Here is a 17,350-nt window from a genome sequence, read left to right as displayed (position 1 = left end):
GTTATAATCGCGGCATGAAAAAATCCAAAGCATCCTCTAGCCCCAGACGAAAGCCTTCCCGACGTTCCTCCAACAACGGTCGCCGGCCTTGGTTCTGGCGTTTCATGTTCCGGTTATGTGCCATCGGTCTCGTTTTGCTGGCTGGCTGGATGGTTTACCTGGATGCCGTGGTGACCTCCCGTTTCGAAGGCCGGCGTTTTGAGGTTCCGTCCCGGGTTTACGCTCGCCCGCTGGAGCTTTTCGATGGTGCCAGCGTCAGTGCCAGTGCCCTCGAACGCGAACTTGGCCTCTCCGGTTTCCGCAAGGGTGACGGCAGGAAATCCGGCAGTTACCAGCGCACGGGCAATCGCTTTGTTATCAGTACCCGGGGCTTTTCGTTCCCGGACGGCGATGAGCCCCGGCGCCGGATATCCTTGGCGATCTCGGGCGATCGGGTTCAGGGCTTTTCGGTGATTGAAGGCGATAATGCCCCGATTGTGCGGCTCGAGCCGGCTCAGATTGGCGGTATCTACCCGGCGCACAAGGAGGACCGGGTGCTGGTCCAGCTGGACGAAGTGCCGGCCCTGTTACCCACCACTCTGATGGCGGTGGAGGATCGTAATTTCTATGACCATTTCGGCATTGCGCCCCTCTCAATCGGTCGGGCCATGCTTGCCAACATCCAGGCTGGGCGCATCGTTCAGGGTGGCAGCACACTGACCCAGCAACTGGTGAAAAACTTCTTCCTGACTCGCGAGCAGACGCTGGTGAGAAAGGCCAACGAGGCCCTGATGTCGGTGCTCCTGGAGTTGCACTATGAGAAAGACGACATCCTGGAAACCTATCTGAACGAGGTCTACCTGGGACAAGCCGGCACGCGCAGCATTCATGGTTTCGGCCTGGCGAGCCAGTTCTATTTTGGCGAATCCCTCAAGGATCTGGATGTGCACCAGATTGCTTTGTTGGTGGGCATGGTAAAGGGCCCCAGCTATTACAATCCGCGCCGTCACCCGGAGCGTGCAACAGAGCGGCGGAATCTGGTGATTTCTGAAATGGAACAGGCTGGTCTGATTGAGCCTGGCCGCGCCTCCAGGGCCCGTGGATTGCCGCTGGGCGTTAGTGAGCGCCCGTCGTATTCCGAGAATCGCTACCCCGCCTATATCGATCTGGTCCGCCGACACCTTGCTCGAGATTACAAGGAGGAGGACCTCCGAAGCGAAGGTCTTCGGATCTTCACCACGTTGAACCCCGCTATCCAGTACGCGGCGGAGTATGCGGTGACCGACACCCTCCCGGGGCTGGGCGGCGGGCAGAATGCCGAGGCGCTGGAAGCCACCCTTGTTGTAACCGCGAAGGATTCCGGGGAAGTGCTGGCGCTTGTTGGCGGCCGGGATCCGCAATTTGCCGGATTCAATCGGGCACTGGATGCCAACCGCCCCATCGGGTCGCTGATCAAGCCGTTTATCTATCTGTCGGCGTTGCAGGAGCCAGAGAGGTATACCCTGACCACGCCGGTGCTGGATAAGAGCTTCACGCTGGAATTTGATGATGGCAAACGCTGGCAGCCCAAGAACTACGATGGTGAGGAGCGGGGCGAAGTGCCCTTGCACAAGGCTCTGTCACGCTCCTATAACTTGCCGGCCGTTCGCGTCGGGCTGGATATCGGGGTGGATCGGGTGCGGGAGACTCTGACGGCGTTTGGAGTTGATACCCCGATTTCCCGTTATCCGTCGATGCTTCTGGGCTCGGTTTCCATGACCCCGGTGACCGTGGCACAGATCTATCAGGGGCTAGCGACATCCGGCTTCAATACTCCGCTGCGCACGATCCGTGAAGTGACCGATGCTGGCGGTGAAGCCTTATCCCGTTACAGTCTTGAAGTTGAGCAGGTTGCCGATCCTACCGCCGTGCACCTGGTCCAATACGCCATGCAGGAAACCATGCAGGAAGGGACAGGGCGCTCTGCTTACTACACGCTACCTCAAGAGCTGACTCTTGCAGGCAAGACCGGAACCACCGACGATGGCCGGGATTCCTGGTTTGCCGGATTCAGTGGCGACCTGCTTGCGGTGGCCTGGGTCGGGCGCGATGATAACGGGCCGACATCATTGACCGGGGCCAGTGGCGCTCTGCCGGTGTGGTCGAAGTTTATGGCACAGGTTCCCCAGCACGGCTTTTCTCCCGTGGTGCCCGATGGGGTGAATTATCACTGGGTGAACTCCCAGCGACAGGCACTGACGGACGAATACTGCGACAATGCCCGTCTGTTGCCTTACATTGCTGGCAGCGAACCTACGCAGACAATTTCGTGCTCCGGAAATCTGGAACGTCGTATCCGGGGCTGGTTTGAAGGACTGTTTCAATGATTGACCGTATTTCGTTCAGGGCTACCCTGATTACCGCGCTGCTGTCATTAGCCGGCTGTGCTTCAGGGCCGGGAGGGGGAATCTACGTGCCGGTCGGTGGTGAGCCGGCCAAGGCACCCGAGCCACCCAGAACCAGCACTGACACCGAAGAAAGCGAGGCTCCGGTCTGGCGCAAGAGCGAACAGCCGGAAGCGACGCCAGAAACCCGGGAACCGTCCAGCTCTCCCAGTTATCGTGAAACCGGGGATGGTCTCTCGCCAGCAGCGCTCAGTCTGGTGCGTGAGGCCGATCAGCTGTTGGCGCAAGGTAACGTATCCGGCGCTATTGCACGCCTGGAGCGCGCACAGCGGATCGCCCCCCGATCTGCAGAGGTGTATTTCAAGCTGTCCGAGGCCTATGTGGCGGGTAATCAGTTGGGCTCAGCGGAGCAGTTCAGCTTGAAGGGGTTGTCCCTGGCGGGAAGTGATCTTCGGCTGCAGAGGGCCGGCTGGCTGTTGCTGGCGGATATTCGTCGGGCTCGAGGTAATGTGGCGGGTGCGGATCAGGCGGAGGCGAGGGCTGCAGCGCTATAAATACGGTGTGAACAAAGAAGAGGGGCTGGCGCCCCTCTTCTTTGTGGTCATTCCGGAGTTGTGGCTTCGAAATCGACTGTAGAGGTCTTGCCGCTAACTACTTCAACCTGACTGTCGCCAGTGATGAAGGTAAGCTCTTCATCGGAAGGTTCACCTTCTGCAGTTTCGATCTCATCATTGTCACAAGTATATGAGACAGTGTATTCCCCTTCGGGTATAAATGCGGCGGTGTAAACATACTGGTCGTTCTCGTAGTTCACCGGTACGGCAACCAGCGGCCCCTGGTCGCTGCCGATGTCATCAGGTATAACATCGAAGCCCTCATGGATGTATACGCTGCCATTGAAAGTGTCGGTTGAGCCCGTGTTTTCTTCACTGCATTGATTGGCGATAACTTCTCCACCGACTGTGGCTGCAATGGTGCCTACTTCAGAGTTGTCGACCAGCCGAATAACCGGTTTCAATCGGTAAACGTCAGGATCGTTCTGAGGATTTACGATCGATTTTCTGACATCAAAGTCGATGGTCAGATTAATTTCGCCGCCTGCAGGCACAATGAACCCGCTTGTTTGAACGCCACGGGCTGAAGGAGTGGTCAGATCGAATACGCCGCCATCAATAACAATCGTATTGCCATCGCCGAGTTCCAAGCGCATCCAGGAATAATCGCCGGCAGTAACCTCTTCATCTACCAACAGGGACATCACGGTTCCACCCGTCAATGTCAGTAGGTTTACTGGTTCTGCCATGTCGAAATTAAAACGTTCCCGGTCACCATTGGAATGTTGCAGTACCAATGCCTCGACTTCTATGTTGACCTCTTGGGCATTATCTACAGGCGCGTCGGTTAATCCGACGTTAACCGTGCCGGTAGAGGCAGTGCTGCTCCCGTCGCCGCTGCCACCGCATGCGGCAATACCTGCAGCCAGAGCCGAAATGGTGAAAATGCGGATCGAACGTTTCATATAAACCCCCAGGTTTATTTGCTGGAATCATAGCGAAGCAACATCGCTACCTGACTCCCTTATCACGCAAGGGTAGGGGACAGAGTTCCGGGATTTTTGTTAACGTTCCCTAATATCCGGGCAATCATTGAATTGTCAGATCGGGAACTTGGCAAATGCATCGGCCCGGCCATTTGATATAGACTGCGCCGCTGGCATGAACCCACGCAGGTAAACAACGGCTTTGGCAATTTTTCCTTTCAAGCCCTCGAAGTCCCGACGTTTTGACGCTCTGGTGCGGCCCCATCTGGATGCGATGTACCGGTTTGCTTACCGTCTGGCGGGTCAGCAACAGGATGCCGAGGATCTGGTTCAGGATGTCGTAGTCAAGCTATTCCCAAAGCTTGATGAGCTGGAAAGCGTCGACCAGCTACGGCCCTGGCTGAATCGGGTGCTGTACAGGCAGTTTATTGATCAGGTTCGGCGTAAGAACCGACAGAGTGACCGCCCGTTGACGGAGCTGGTCGGTACTGAAAGCCAGGCCGATTGGCTGGACAGCCTCGAATCCGACAGCGTTGGCCCGGATCTGCAACTGGAGCAGTCGCGCCTTGGGCCGGCGTTGGATCGGGTAATGATGACTCTGACGCCCGATCAGCGAGCTCTTTTGTTGCTTCATGATGTAGACGGCTGGCGCCAGGAAGACATCGCGGAGGTGCTGGACATCCCGTTGGGAACCGTGAAATCGCGATTACACAGGTGTCGGGCCGCCCTGCGAAAGAAATTGCAGCGGGAGCTGGAACCAACCGAGCCGGCTGGACGTGTGGGGGAGTGAGGTGAAGACAATGTCCTGCAACGAAATCCGGGTGGATCTGCCCGCCTACATCAATAATGAGCTTTCCGCCCCCGCCCGTGACCGGGTGAAGGTGCACGTTGCTGCCTGCCCGGCGTGCGGTGAGTGGTTTGCCTCGGAGCGGGCTTTGAACCGGGCGTTGCAGGAGCAATTCAGCGTCCCTGCGCCTTCCTCTGATTTTCACAGCCGTGTTTTGTCCTCTGCCCGAGGCGAAGCCAATCCGAAGTCTGGATGGAGTCACGGGGCACTGGGTGGCGCCATTGCGGCGGCTCTTGCCCTGGGTATCGGCCTGGGTTTTCTGTTCCAGCCCAATGGTGTGACTGACAGCGCCCAGCCTGTTGTCGCGTCCTCGGAAAGTGCCGCTGAAAACTCTGCATCCGGGATTACAGAGCCCGTTGAGAAAACCGTGCGCCTTGCCTTCCGTTCGGGCGAGGCTCTGGAAAACGTTACGCTTACCCTGGAGTTGCCACCCAATGTGGAACTGGCTTCCTGGCCAGGGCATCGGGAGCTTAGCTGGCAGGTGAGCCTGAATGCCGGGGAGAACGTCCTGTCGCTGCCCCTGAAGCTCCTCTTTCCCGGTGCCGGTGAGTTGGTGGCCCGACTGGACACCGGAGATCGCCAGAAAACCTTTCGGGCCCTGATTCCCGAATACCCACAACGCCCGGTCGAGGATCCCGAATCATGACAGGTTGCAGGTTCGCATTGAGCGCCAAGCTGGTCGGATTGCTGATGTTCGGGTTTTGGGTCCCGGCGACAACACTGGCTAATGATGATCTGGATGTTACCATGCGTATGGTGATTGACGATGCAGAACTCACCGATTCAGTCGTGCGGGAAATCGAGTTGCCCCGCGCTATCGGAAGACCCGAAAATCCGGGTGAGTCCGGCTCTCGCGGGCTGGATGCGGCGAGTGAAGCCCGAGAAAGGGGGCGCGAGTTTGGTGAGTCCATGTCCGAAAAAGCCAGGCAATCCCGGGAACTGATCAAGGATAAGCCTGAGTTACCGGAGCGGCCGGAGCGCCCAGAGCTGCCGGATGCACCAGGGCTGGATCGCTGAAGCCGGATATATAACCGGTCCTGCCCCGCGTGGATTAATCCGGAGAAACCTGTTTGCTGGTATTTTGGCGCGCCCTGTCCCTGATCTTGTTGTTAATGCCCGCGGTGATTCTTCAGGCGGCTGAAACGGAAGCCGGCATGGAGGATTTCCGTGCCGGCGTTGAAGCCTTTGAAGCAGAAGACCTGAGCGCCGCGAAACAGCACTTCCAGAGGGCCGTTGATGCTGGCCTGAGATCTCCCTCGCTTTTCTATAACCTCGGTGTTGTCTGCTACCAGCTGGGCGATTATGTCGCCGCTGAATCTGCCTTCCGTTCATTGCTGGACGGCTCCAATGGTGCCCTGGCGCGTTATAACCTCGGTCTGGTCGCGCTTGCCAGGGAGGAGTCTGCCGAAGCCCGTCACTGGTTCGAGCAGGCCTCGGCCGAGAGCGCTCCGGAAAAAATCCGGACACTGGCCCTGGCGCAACTGAATAAACTGGCCGGTGGAGCGCCGCGGTCGGCCAGCCAGCCCTCCATTCGCGGCTATCTGGGTATCTCAGGCGGTTATGATTCCAATATTGCCGGCCTGCCCGAGGATGCGGCGTCCAGTGAGGGTGGGGGCTTCCTCGAAGCTCTGGCTGCGGGAACCTACGAACGGCCAGTCGGCACCCGCTCACGGCTTTCCCTCGATGCTGCCGCCTATTCCCGGGAACATCCGTCCGATGATGAATACGACACTCAGTTGTTACAGGGACGACTAGGCTGGTCTGAGACCTTGGCTGCAGGTGAGCGCGGCGCTCTGGTTTCGTTGGTGAAGTCCTGGTTTGACAGTCAATCCCTTGAAACCCGATACGGCATCGAGGGGTTTTATCGTTGGCGTGAGTGTTCGCTACCCGTAGCCCCGGATCAGTGCGGAATAGCCCTGGCGGCGGCTATCGTGAATGGTGGTTCAGGCTTCGAGGCCTATGACGGACAGTGGTACCGGGCACGCTTTCATGCGAGGAAGTACCTGGGACCCTGGCGATTGGACGGCGAATACTCACTGGAAATCAATGACCGGCGGGATTTGCGAGCAGCCGATGAATTTATCAGTGTCTCACCCACCCACCACACACTGGAGTTTGCCGGTCGCTACCGCTGGCGGCCAGATATCGTATTCGGAACAACGGGCTCTGTTCGCCACAGTCGATACCGGGACGCCCATCAGTTGGTGGTTGGGGACGGCGAGAGCGGTCGTAGAAAAGATAACCGTCTGGAGATTGGATTGCTGGCGGAGAAGTCCCTGGACAGCCTTTGGCTGGTCCGGGGGGAGTGGCTGGTTCGGGACAACAGAAGCAGTCTGTCGCAGTATCATTATCAGCGCCAGACGCTGATGCTCACCCTGGAAGGGGCCTTCTAGATCTGCAAGGCAAAGCCAGAAGGCCGGCAACCCTTTACAGTCCGGCGTTTCTCAGGCGGTTGGCGTGTTGCTTGAAAACCGCTTTCGGGTCAGTTTCGAAGAGGCTATGCAGGCCCAACGCCTGATTCACTTCATCCAGATGGTTCATGAAGTAATTATCCCGGATAACCTTGCCAAACCGACTGCTGCAGCGGCCTACCAGGCCGTCGTTCTGGCTGAAGCCGAAGGCGAGGCTGGTGGTGCCCAACAACGCGTCGGACGGATCCAGCACGTTGGTCAGCACACCGGTGCCACCCCAGGAGTAGAAGCGCACACCGTTTGCCGAGTAGGCGCCTTGACCGCAAGCGGTGGTTGGAATGCCGGCAGGGGCAAAGTTGTTGAATTCGGCGCTGCCCTCGGTGGTGAGGGATTCCAGGCTGGAGCGCAGGTCCTGATTGTAGCCGCCGCCGGAGAGCAAATCGATCAGACCACCCAGCGCATTGCCGAGGTTGGCGGCAAGGCTTTCCGCGGGAGAACCGTAGATAAGGTCTGCAACCGGCGAACCTTTATGGGGCGAGCCAACGGACGTCACCGAGGCGACCAGATCCGGCCGCACCCTGGCAATGTAACGGGCCGTGGGACCCCCGTGGCTGTGGCCAATCAGATTGACCTTGCCATGCACCGCGGCGATGGCCTGTACCTGCGGCAGCAGAGCTTCACCGCGAGCAATGGTGCTGTCCAGGGCGGGCACCTGAGTGGTGTAGACATCGGCGCCGTATTTGCGGAGATCCTCTGCGACCCCGTACCAGTAATCCACGCCGGCAATGGAATCAAAGCCGAACATGCCATGCACCAGCACTACCGGGTAACGGGTATCCGTGTAGTTTGATGGAGTAGAGTCCCACCACCAGGCGGCAGAAGGGGCAGACCAGGCCACAGTCAGGGCCAGGGCCATTGCTTGGATCCAATGTTTCATTGTCGTTCCTACAGTTTGATGTTGTGTTTGTTATTCAAACTGCGGCTCAACCTAACGGGTTGCTCCAGAGACTTCCTACTCGTACTGCATCTGCCTCGTGGCAGATCGAGTGCTTCCGTGCGCTGACTTGATTCTTGTGTTTGTTAGATTGCTGCCGTCAGAGCATCTCGGTAGAGATCAGGTCAACATTTGACCAGTCGTGGTGGTAAGTCAACGGCGCAAGAGGTCAGGTGGGTTTGTTCGATGTGGAAGTGTGACGCCAGTCACATGGATGGCCCCGCAGGACATGTTGCGACCTGCGGGGCCATCGATGGGGAGCAGCAGAAAGATCAGAGCGTGGCCATGACCTTTTTGGCCGCGGCTATGGTGTCGGCTATGTCCTGTCCGGAGAGAGCCGCTGTCGTAAAGCCTGCCTCAAAGGCCGATGGTGCCAGATATACGCCTTCCTTCAACATGCCCTGGAAGAACTTCTTGAAGCGCTCGATATCGCAGCCCATCACCTGGTCAAAGCGGGTAACAGAGCTTTCCTCGGTGAAGAAGAACCCGAACATGGCGCCGGCACTCTGCACGGTCAACGGGATGCCCGTGGCATCAGCGGCTTCTTTCAGGCCATCGCGAACGGCATTGGTTTTCTCGGTCAGCCGGTCGTGGAAACCGGGTTCGGAAATCGCATTCAGGGTCGTCAGGCCGGCGCACATGGCCAGGGGGTTACCGCTCAGAGTGCCCGCCTGGTAAACCGGTCCCAGCGGTGAGATGTGTTCCATGATTTCCCGTTTGCCGCCAAACGCGCCCACTGGAAGCCCGCCACCAATCACTTTGCCCAGTGCGGTAAGGTCCGGGGTTACGCCATACAGCCCCTGTGCGCCGCCCAGGGAAACCCGGAACCCGGTCATCACCTCGTCGAAGATCAGAACGGTGCCGTGCTCGTCACACACTTCCCGCAACCCCTCGAGGAAGCCGGGGACCGGTGGAATGCAGTTCATATTGCCAGCGACCGGCTCTACGATAATCGCGGCGATCTGGTCGCCCATCTCCCGGAAGCATTCGCGAACGCTGTCCATGTCGTTGTAGGTCAGCGTGATGGTGTGCTCGGCCAGGCTGGCGGGGATGCCCGGGGAGTTCGGCACGCCCAGGGTGAGGGCGCCGGAGCCGGCTTTTACCAGCAGTGAATCGACGTGGCCGTGGTAGCAGCCCTCAAATTTCACGATCTTGTCGCGACCGGTGTAGCCCCTCGCCAAACGGACAGTGCTCATGGTGGCCTCGGTACCCGAGTTCACCATGCGGACCAGTTCAATGGAAGGCACCAGCTCGCAGACTTTCTTGGCCATCTCGGTTTCGAGAGCCGTCGGGGCACCGTAGCCAATGCCTAGATCAACCTGCGCGTGCAGGGCGTCCTTGATGCGCTGGTCACCGTGGCCAAGAATCATGGGCCCCCAGGAACCGATATAATCGATGTAGCGCTGGTCGTCTTCGTCGTACAGATAGGCGCCCTGGGCATGTTTGAAGAAGATCGGCGTGCCGCCGACGCCTCGAAAGGCCCGGACCGGAGAATTCACGCCACCGGGGATGTATTTCTGGGCCTGCTCGAACAGGGTTTCGGAGTGCGTCATGGATCTGGGCTCCTGTTATTCCGGAATTGAAAAAAGTGGGTGGTGGCTTGCGAACAGGCGTTCAAAAGCTTTGGCTCGCAGCTCAATGTCGTCAGTGGTGCCGCCAAACAGGCCGCCTACCACGGCAAGCATGTCGGCGCCGGCAAGAACAAGAGGTTCGCCGTTGTTTGCGGTTACACCGCCAATGGCGGTGATTGGAAGGCCGAGATGCTTGGCTTCGGTCAGTACGCCGGGAGGCGCCGCCGGGGCGCCCGGTTTGGTCGACGATGTATAGAACCGCCCGAACGCCAGATAATCCGCGCCCGCTTCCAGTCCGGCCTGCGCCAGTGCAAGATCGGCGTGGCAGGTTATACCGATAATGGCCTCATCACCGAGAAGCCGGCGGGCCGCTGCCAATGAGCCGTCCGTCTGCCCCATGTGGACTCCGGCAGCACCGACCCGTTTCGCCAGATCCGGGTCGTCATTGATCAGCAATGGAACGCCCGCATTTCGGCATACAGCCTGCAAACTGGCCGCCTGGGAAAACCGTTCGGCCATCGGCGCGTTCTTTTCGCGGTATTGTACCATGACCGCGCCTCCCCGAAGCGCGGCCTCAACAGATGAAATCAGGGTTTCGGGCGGTGTCAGTACGCTGTCGGTGATGGCGTAGAGACCCGGGTGCAGCCCTTTACTCATCGCTCCCACTGAATGCCTCGATCTGGAACCGGCTGGCCTTTGCCGACTTCCAGGGCGTGCAGGATAGCGCGATGAACGTAGTTCTGGGCCTGAGAAATGGCTGCGCGGGGCGACAGGCCGGAAGCCCTGCCGGCAGCAATGGCCGCTGCCAGAGTGCAGCCAGTGCCGTGGTACTCGCCGCCAATGCGTTCAATCTCCCAGCGCATGGGCTCAGGGGCGTGGTTATAGAGCGTGTTGGTAATATGAATGCCGGTACCATGACCGCCGGTGGCGAGTACGGATTCGCAGCCGCCCTCCAGAAGATTATCGGCCGCCTGATCGGCGTTTTCACTGTCCCCAAGCATTGCCAGTTCGACACCGTTGGGTGTGATCATTTCGGCGAGGGGAAAGAGCTTCTCCTTCATGGCGCTAACCAGTTCGTCGTCGGCCAGATCACCGCCACCCGCGGCCTTGATTACGGGGTCGGTAATCACGGGAATGCCGGGGTGTTCACGGATGAAATCCACGAGCACATCCACCGCCGCAGCATTGCCCAGGGCGCCGGTTTTGATCGCGTGAATCGGGGAATCATCGGCGAGACACTGGAGTTGCTTTCGGATCAGGTCAGCCGATACGGGCTCGGCGCCATACACGTTACGGGTATCCTGCACGGTGAGGCAGGTAAGAACCGGCAAGGGGTGACAGCCGAGCGAGGTGACAGCCTGGATGTCGGCCTGAATGCCGGCGCCGCCGGACGGATCAAGGCCGGAAAGAATCAGAACCTGGGGTCGGGTATAGCGTTTAATGACTCAGCTCCTCAAAACGGTTTGACAACAGCCAGGATAACAACGGCCAGAAGAATCAGCACCGGCAGTTCATTGAACCACCGGTAAAACACGTGACTTCTGGTGTTCCGGTCGTCCCGGAAGACCTTTACAAGGTGCCCGCAGTAGAAATGGTAAACGATCAGAATGGCCACCAGAAACAGCTTGGCATGCATCCAGCCCTGGCTGAAATAGCCGGAGGCATTGTAACTGATCAGCCAGACACCGAAGACGACGGTGGCGACCATTGAAGGGGTGGTAATGCCCCGGTAAAGCTTGCGTTCCATGATCTTGAAGCGCTCACGACCGGGCTCGTCCTCGCAGGCCGCGTGGTAGACGAACAGTCTGGGCAGATAGAAAATGCCGGCGAACCAGCACACCAGTGAGATAATATGGAAGGCTTTCACCCACAGCATTCGTCAGCTCCGTCGGTATTGGTAGTAACTCTCGATATCGGCTTTCAGCACCACTCCGTAAACCCGCTGGATCATTGGCGCGACGTGACGTTGTACGTAGAGGGCCTCGGCATTGGTTGCATCGAACTCGTTTAATGCCTCCTCCAGGGTGGCCTGATACTGCACCGGGGCAACGTCACGGCGGTTGGCGGGGATGTCCATCAGGTCAATGGACTCCGGCGGTTCGATCTCTTCCTCGGCCACCAGCTTTTCTGTGTCTTCCAGGTATCTGGCCAGATCCACAGCCGGTAACAGAGCGGTCGGCCCGCTGCTGCCCTCAACCACCAGCCACTTTGGCTCGGATTTCAGAACCTTGCGGGCCTCTTCCATCGTCAGGTGGCGTTCAGTTCTCAGTATGCTGCGGTCCATGATGGCGCCAACCGATACACGTCGCAGGGCCTGAATCACCGGGGAGTTCTGGTAGCTAAGTCCCTGGTTCTTGAGAATGGTGAGGAACAGTGATTTCTTGCCGAAGGCCTCGCTGGTGACCAGGCTCGAGGTGGTAATAATCAGCATGCCCGGCAGAATGATATTGGGGTTTCGCGTGAGCTCCATCAAGGCCATCAGAGCAGCGAGTGGCGCCTGCAGAACGGCACCCATCATGGCTCCCATGCCGAGCATGGCGTAGAAGCCAACAAATGAGGCTTGCTCGGGCATGATCTGGGCGCCAATCAATCCCATGGCGCCACCAAGGGTTGCTCCCATGAACAGAGTGGGGCCAATCACACCACTGGGCATGCCCAGGCCGATGGAAAGAGAGGTAATCACGAGCTTGGCGACGCCAGCGCCGAGCAATAGCCAGAACCCCAGTTCGCCGTTAATGGTTTCGTTGACGGTGTCGTAACCGATACCCATGGTTTCCGGAATGAAAATGGCGAATGGCACCATCAGAAGGCCCGCAATGGTAATGCGCAACAGGACTGGACGGTGTTGGTGCTTGCCCACGGTGTCGACCAGCTGGATAAACAGCGCGGCCGCTATGCCGATAATCACGGCAATGGCGAGTATCCAGGGGATCTCCGTTAACGAGTTCATGGTCAGTGCAGGCACGCTGAAGGCCGGTTCCGTGCCATAGACCGCCTGGGTAACAATGGCGGCGCTGACGGCGGCAAGAATGATCGGTGTAAAACCGGCAATGGTGTATTCCATCATCACCACTTCCATGGCGAAAATGACACCGGAGATCGGCGTGTTGAAAGAGGCTGAAATGGCCGCCGCGCAACCGCAGGCCACCAGTGTCCGGATGCTGTTGTTTGGCAGCCGCATCCATTGCCCCATCAGGCTGGAAAAAGCCGCCCCCAGGTGAACTGCTGGCCCCTCACGACCCGCCGACTGACCACTGACCACCGTGGCAACCCCCGAGATAAATTGCACGATTGCGCTGCGCATGGAAATGTAGCCCTGATGGTAGTTCAGGCGCTCCATCACATGAACAATCCCGACCTTGCGGTCGTGGGTGGCCAGACGATGCATCAATAGTCCCAGGCCGATTGCGCCAGCCAGGGGCAGGAGCCCACGGGTCAGCAGGTCCAATTGTTCGAAGGATTCGGAGCCATCCCCGGGGAGGAAATGCTCCAGCGGCCATTCGATAGCCAGGCGGAAGACCAGGATAACGCCGCCGGTTATCAACCCGGACAGCAGGCCGAGCACGGCCAGTTGCGGCAACGCATCAACACCGGATAGTCGGCGCCGGAAAACAGGAATCAGATGCTCGGTAATCTGGTGCCAGATTTTCTGCATGAGGCCAGAGTTCCGGTGGATTTGAATGGACTGCCAGAGCGATTCTGACAACATTGTAACGGTCGCCCTGAGTGCTGCAATAAGTCATTGGTTTATCATGGTAGACTACAACGTTAAAGCTCTTAATTCTGATACGACGTCGCTGGAGAAAATGGTGATTAAAGTAGGCATCGTTGGTGGCACCGGATACACCGGTGTGGAACTGCTGAGAATCCTCGCGGTTCACCCTGAAGTTTCGGTCAGTTGCATTACTTCCCGATCTGAGGCGGGCATGCCGGTAGCGGATATGTACCCGAATTTGCGCGGCCACTATGACCTGGCGTTTTCGGAGCCCGATGTAGCCGTGCTTGGAGCCTGCGACCTGGTTTTCTTCGCCACGCCCCACGGCGTCGCCATGAGAATGGTTCCGGAACTTATGTCGGCCGGCGTGCGTGTAGTGGATCTGTCTGCCGATTTCCGTCTGAAGGATCTGGATGTCTGGGCCAACTGGTACGGGATGGGTCATGAGAGCCCGGAATGGGCTGAAAAGGCCGTTTATGGGCTGCCGGAAGTGGTGCGCGATGAAATTCGTACCGCTCAGCTGGTTGCCAACCCGGGTTGCTACCCGACTGCGGTTCAGCTGGGCTTCCTGCCCTTGCTGGAGCATGGTTTGGTAGACCCTGCACGCCTGATCGCGGACGCCAAGTCCGGGGCCAGCGGTGCGGGCCGGCAGGGCAAAATTGGTATGCTGCATGGTGAGATTGGTGAAAGCTTCAAGGCTTACGGCGCCTCTGGCCATCGCCATCTGCCGGAGATCCGTCAGGGACTGTGCGGCGCTGCTGGCGGGGATGTGGGTGTGACCTTCGTTCCCCACCTGATTCCGATGATTCGCGGCATCGAGGCCACGCTTTATGCTGAGTTGAAAAATCCAGCGGATTTTGATCGGTTGCAGGCGTTGTTTGAAGAGCGTTTTGCCGATGAGCCCTTTGTCGATGTGATGCCTTTTGGCAGCCATCCGGAAACCCGAAGTGTGCGCGGCGCGAATCAGTGTCGTATGGCGCTGCACAGACAGGAGAAGAGCAACATCGTCATTGTCTCGTCCGTCATCGATAACCTTGTGAAAGGTGCGGCGGGACAGGCGGTTCAGAATATGAACATCATGTTCGGTCTGAAAGAAACAATGGGGCTTGAGGCCCCGGCGCTGCTGCCTTGATGCACAAGGAAAGATTGTGAGCGAACAGCGAAAGCCGGCTGAAGAGTATGTGGTCATCCGGCATCGTCCGGGTTACCGCTTTCGAAGAACCGCCATCCTCCTGATGTTTACCATTGTGGCAGCGGTTGCCGGGTATGCCACAGGGCTGGCTCAGAGTGGTTTCCGTTTCTCCAGCGCAGAGGAGTCAAACCAGGTGCTGGAAAACGAGGTCGAGAAGCTTCGGGATGATTATCGCAAGGCCCGGCAACAGCTGATCAACCTGGATCGTGGGCAGGCGATTGACGAGCAGGCCCTGAACCAGGCGCGAAAAACCATCGTGGATCTGGAAACCCGCATTGTGTCACTGCAATCGGACCTGACTTTCTATAAAAACATCATGGCTCCGTCGGAAACCAGCAAGGGGCTTCAGGTAGACAGCTTTACGCTGGTTCGGGCCCGCAATCAGGACAATTATGACTTCAAGCTGGTGCTGACCCAGGTTGGCAACAACAAGAGCTACATTTCCGGTGTGGTGGCAGTCAATGTCATTGGTTTGCGTGATGAGGAAAAAGAGGTCATCGCCTTGCGTGATCTCTCTGAGGACATAGCCGATCTCGGTGTGAAATTCCGTTTTCGGTACTTTCAGGATGTTGAAGGCTCCCTGAAACTGCCGGAAGAATTTGAGCCACTTGAGATCCAGGTTGTTGCCCAGGCAGAGGGCAAAAAATCCTCGCAAGCCGAGCGCACCTTCAACTGGGACGATTTAACGGAGAACTGACATGCTTGGCAAGAAAAAGCAGAAACCGCGCCGGCCTACGGGCCATTTTGATACTTTGATATCTTCCCGTACGACGGTCGAAGGCGATGTGCATTTCAGTGGTGGGCTTCACGTGGATGGCCGTATTCGCGGCAAGGTGGTTGCTGACGAGGGCACCGACGCGATACTTAGGGTGTCGGAAGTTGGCGAAGTGACAGGTGATATCAATGCGCCTCATGTCATCATTAACGGCACTGTGAATGGTGATGTCTACGCATCGGCACATCTTGAACTGGCGGAAAAAGCCTCTATCAATGGCAGCGTTTACTACAATCTTATTGAAATGGCGATGGGTGCGTCTGTAAACGGAAATCTGGTGCATCAGCGAGAGCCGGTCGGGTTGCTCTCTCAGGATTCCAAATCTGCAGGATCCGGCCAAAAGCAGGCTTCTGCTGGCGATTCAGCACCGCAGCCCGATGTCTCGGACGATGGTGGAAAGTCCGAATAGTTGATTGTTTTAGTCAGGAATACCATAATCGCCTGAGTTGTTCATGATAATCCGGAGGCGAACTTGAGCGCAGTTCAGCAACAAATAGCCACGCCGCTGTTCTTCAGTGACAGTGCCGTTGCCAAAGTACGTGAGTTGATCGAGGAAGAAGAGAACCCCGAACTCAAACTTCGTGTCTTTGTGACGGGCGGGGGCTGCTCCGGATTTCAGTACGGCTTCTCGTTTGATGAAAGTCAGGACGAGGAGGACACTGTGATCGAGCGTGACGGCGTTTCTCTTCTGGTGGATCCGATGAGTTACCAGTATCTCGTGGGTGCCACTATTGATTATCAGGAAGGGCTGCAGGGCTCGCAGTTTGTGGTCCAGAATCCCAACGCCAGCTCCACCTGCGGGTGTGGTAGTTCCTTCTCTATCTGATTGGAAAAACGTCAGGCCGGGTAGATGGCGCCCAGAATGCGAGGGCCAGCTGCTCCGGTCACCTCCGGCAAGTTCCCTGGCTTGCCCTCCAGTGCCTGTTTTGCCAGCCAGGCAAACGCCACAGGTTCCACCATTTGAGGGTCTACTCCCAGTTCCGAGGTCAGTGAGAAAGGGACTTCGGGAAGCGCTTTGGCGAACGAATCCATCAAAAGCGGATTTCGCGCTCCGCCGCCACACACGTAAATCCTGAGATCCGAGGTCTCAGGCAGTTGTTGCACGACGCTTGTCACGGTCAGTTCCAGCAAGGTCCTCTGAATATCTTCGGCCGGAATGTCCGGGTGGCGACTTACCAGTGTTCTGACCCAATCAAGATTGAACCTCTCTTTCCCAGTGCTTTTTGGGGGTGCTTTCGAAAAGTAGGCGTCGGAAAGCATGTCCTCAAGAAGCCCCTGATTGACCGACCCCTCAAGGGCCCAATGACCATCGCTGTCAAAAGGAAGCCCGGTCTGGTCCAGGCACCAGGCATCCATCAGTGCGTTGGCCGGGCCTGTGTCGAAACCGGTTGCCGGTATCTCGTCACTGGCCGGAAGCCAGGTGATGTTGGCGATTCCGCCAAGGTTGAGAATGCAGCGGTTCTCCGTGTCTGAGCTGAAAAAGGCCTTGTGGAAGGCTGGAACCAGCGGTGCGCCCTGGCCTCCGGCGGCCATGTCTCGTCTTCGGAAATCCGCAACTGTCGTGATGCTGGTGGCTTCGGACAGCACGGAAGGGTTGCCGATCTGCATGGAGAAAGGAGCGGTGCCGGAAGGCTGGTGTCGGATGGTTTGTCCGTGGCTGCCAATGCCGAGAATCTTTGCCTGAGCGAATTCGGACCTTTGAATGACTGCGTCTGCGGCCTGGGCAAACAGTGTGCCGACCAGAGTGTCCAGCTCCCCGATCTCGTCGGGTTCGGCCTGGTTCTGGCTAGCTGCGATGAGGCGGTGGCGAATCTGATCGGGGTAGGGGGTCGTGTGTGATGCGTGGATCTTCACGGTGCTGTGACTGAAAGACACCAGCACGGCATCAATGCCATCCATGCTGGTGCCTGACATTAAACCAATCCAGGCTTCCATTCCCCGC

The 17,350-nt window shown here is 58.0% G+C and carries 18 protein-coding genes; 10 read left to right on the top strand and 8 right to left on the bottom strand.

Annotated elements, in window-relative coordinates; translation table 11 throughout:
• The first annotated feature begins 14 nt into the window (after positions 1-14).
• Together mrcB and CFT65_RS18080 are read left to right on the top strand one after the other, a co-directional pair.
• Entirely contained in the window at positions 15-2,345 is a 2,331-nt protein-coding gene (mrcB, locus tag CFT65_RS18085; RefSeq protein WP_088829617.1) for a penicillin-binding protein 1B, read from the top strand.
• A complete protein-coding gene (locus CFT65_RS18080; RefSeq protein ID WP_088829407.1) occupies positions 2,342-2,917 on the top strand; it encodes a tetratricopeptide repeat protein in 576 nt (191 codons plus the stop codon). Before mrcB ends, CFT65_RS18080 begins: the two co-directional genes overlap by 4 nt.
• A 47-nt stretch (positions 2,918-2,964) precedes the next feature.
• On the opposite strand, the gene CFT65_RS18075 is transcribed toward CFT65_RS18080, so the two are convergent.
• Positions 2,965-3,882 carry a DUF4382 domain-containing protein gene (locus tag CFT65_RS18075; RefSeq protein WP_088829406.1) on the bottom strand — a complete coding sequence of 306 codons (918 nt, stop codon included), beginning with the start codon at positions 3,880-3,882 and terminating at the stop codon, positions 2,965-2,967.
• A 223-nt stretch (positions 3,883-4,105) separates the two neighbouring features.
• Between CFT65_RS18075 and CFT65_RS18070 the strand changes: the two genes are divergently transcribed.
• Genes CFT65_RS18070 through CFT65_RS18055 form a run of 4 tightly spaced genes read left to right on the top strand, consistent with a single transcriptional unit; the run spans position 4,106 to position 7,143 of the window.
• A complete protein-coding gene (locus CFT65_RS18070; protein ID WP_172408509.1) occupies positions 4,106-4,693 on the top strand; it encodes an RNA polymerase sigma factor in 588 nt (195 codons plus the stop codon).
• A gap of 10 nt (positions 4,694-4,703) precedes the next feature.
• Positions 4,704-5,396, top strand: a complete 693-nt coding sequence (locus CFT65_RS18065; protein WP_088829405.1) for an anti-sigma factor family protein — start codon at positions 4,704-4,706, stop codon at positions 5,394-5,396.
• On the top strand, positions 5,393-5,767 hold the full coding sequence (locus tag CFT65_RS18060) for a hypothetical protein (protein ID WP_088829404.1): 375 nt from the start codon (positions 5,393-5,395) through the stop codon (positions 5,765-5,767). The genes CFT65_RS18065 and CFT65_RS18060 overlap by 4 nt, the downstream gene beginning before the upstream one ends.
• A gap of 53 nt (positions 5,768-5,820) precedes the next feature.
• Positions 5,821-7,143, top strand: coding sequence for a tetratricopeptide repeat protein (locus CFT65_RS18055; RefSeq protein WP_088829403.1), 1,323 nt, complete (start codon positions 5,821-5,823; stop codon positions 7,141-7,143).
• 34 nt (positions 7,144-7,177) lie between these two features.
• On the opposite strand, the gene CFT65_RS18050 is transcribed toward CFT65_RS18055, so the two are convergent.
• From CFT65_RS18050 to CFT65_RS18025, 6 genes are all read right to left on the bottom strand, one after another.
• On the bottom strand, positions 7,178-8,098 hold the full coding sequence (locus tag CFT65_RS18050; protein ID WP_088829402.1) for a lipase family alpha/beta hydrolase: 921 nt from the start codon (positions 8,096-8,098) through the stop codon (positions 7,178-7,180).
• A 329-nt stretch (positions 8,099-8,427) separates the two neighbouring features.
• The gene (gene hemL / locus CFT65_RS18045) at positions 8,428-9,708 is read right to left on the bottom strand and encodes a glutamate-1-semialdehyde 2,1-aminomutase (protein ID WP_088829401.1); all 1,281 of its coding nucleotides are present in this window, start codon (positions 9,706-9,708) and stop codon (positions 8,428-8,430) included.
• Positions 9,709-9,723: 15 nt separating this feature from the next.
• Positions 9,724-10,383 (bottom strand): thiamine phosphate synthase, encoded by a 660-nt coding sequence (gene thiE, locus CFT65_RS18040; RefSeq protein ID WP_088829400.1) that lies wholly within the window; start codon positions 10,381-10,383, stop codon positions 9,724-9,726.
• Entirely contained in the window at positions 10,380-11,138 is a 759-nt protein-coding gene (gene thiD / locus CFT65_RS18035; RefSeq protein ID WP_088829399.1) for a bifunctional hydroxymethylpyrimidine kinase/phosphomethylpyrimidine kinase, read from the bottom strand. Before thiD ends, thiE begins: the two co-directional genes overlap by 4 nt.
• Positions 11,139-11,179: 41 nt before the next feature.
• Positions 11,180-11,602 carry a protoporphyrinogen oxidase HemJ gene (hemJ, locus tag CFT65_RS18030; RefSeq protein WP_008173152.1) on the bottom strand — a complete coding sequence of 141 codons (423 nt, stop codon included), beginning with the start codon at positions 11,600-11,602 and terminating at the stop codon, positions 11,180-11,182.
• A gap of 3 nt (positions 11,603-11,605) precedes the next feature.
• Complete coding sequence (locus CFT65_RS18025; RefSeq protein WP_088829398.1) at positions 11,606-13,381, bottom strand: chloride channel protein; 1,776 nt, start codon at positions 13,379-13,381, stop codon at positions 11,606-11,608.
• A gap of 154 nt (positions 13,382-13,535) precedes the next feature.
• Between CFT65_RS18025 and argC the strand changes: the two genes are divergently transcribed.
• The 4 genes from argC (at position 13,536) to erpA (ending at position 16,234) form a co-directional block, all read left to right on the top strand.
• Positions 13,536-14,573 (top strand): N-acetyl-gamma-glutamyl-phosphate reductase, encoded by a 1,038-nt coding sequence (gene argC, locus CFT65_RS18020; RefSeq protein ID WP_088829615.1) that lies wholly within the window; start codon positions 13,536-13,538, stop codon positions 14,571-14,573.
• Between the two features lie 16 nt (positions 14,574-14,589).
• Positions 14,590-15,330: a DUF6776 family protein gene (locus tag CFT65_RS18015; RefSeq protein WP_088829397.1), complete on the top strand. Its 741-nt coding sequence runs from the start codon at positions 14,590-14,592 to the stop codon at positions 15,328-15,330.
• 1 nt (position 15,331) lies between these two features.
• On the top strand, positions 15,332-15,817 hold the full coding sequence (locus CFT65_RS18010) for a bactofilin family protein (protein ID WP_088829396.1): 486 nt from the start codon (positions 15,332-15,334) through the stop codon (positions 15,815-15,817).
• Between the two features lie 63 nt (positions 15,818-15,880).
• Positions 15,881-16,234: an iron-sulfur cluster insertion protein ErpA gene (gene erpA, locus CFT65_RS18005; RefSeq protein ID WP_008173146.1), complete on the top strand. Its 354-nt coding sequence runs from the start codon at positions 15,881-15,883 to the stop codon at positions 16,232-16,234.
• A gap of 11 nt (positions 16,235-16,245) precedes the next feature.
• Here erpA and CFT65_RS18000 read toward each other — a convergent pair whose 3' ends face one another.
• Positions 16,246-17,343 carry an anhydro-N-acetylmuramic acid kinase gene (locus CFT65_RS18000; RefSeq protein WP_088829395.1) on the bottom strand — a complete coding sequence of 366 codons (1,098 nt, stop codon included), beginning with the start codon at positions 17,341-17,343 and terminating at the stop codon, positions 16,246-16,248.
• Positions 17,344-17,350 lie beyond the last annotated feature (7 nt).

The sequence above is a fragment of the Marinobacter sp. es.048 genome (assembly GCF_900188435.1).
GTDB lineage: Bacteria > Pseudomonadota > Gammaproteobacteria > Pseudomonadales > Oleiphilaceae > Marinobacter.
Note: the sequence above shows the minus strand (reverse complement) of the source record. Positions and strands in the feature narration are given on the sequence as shown.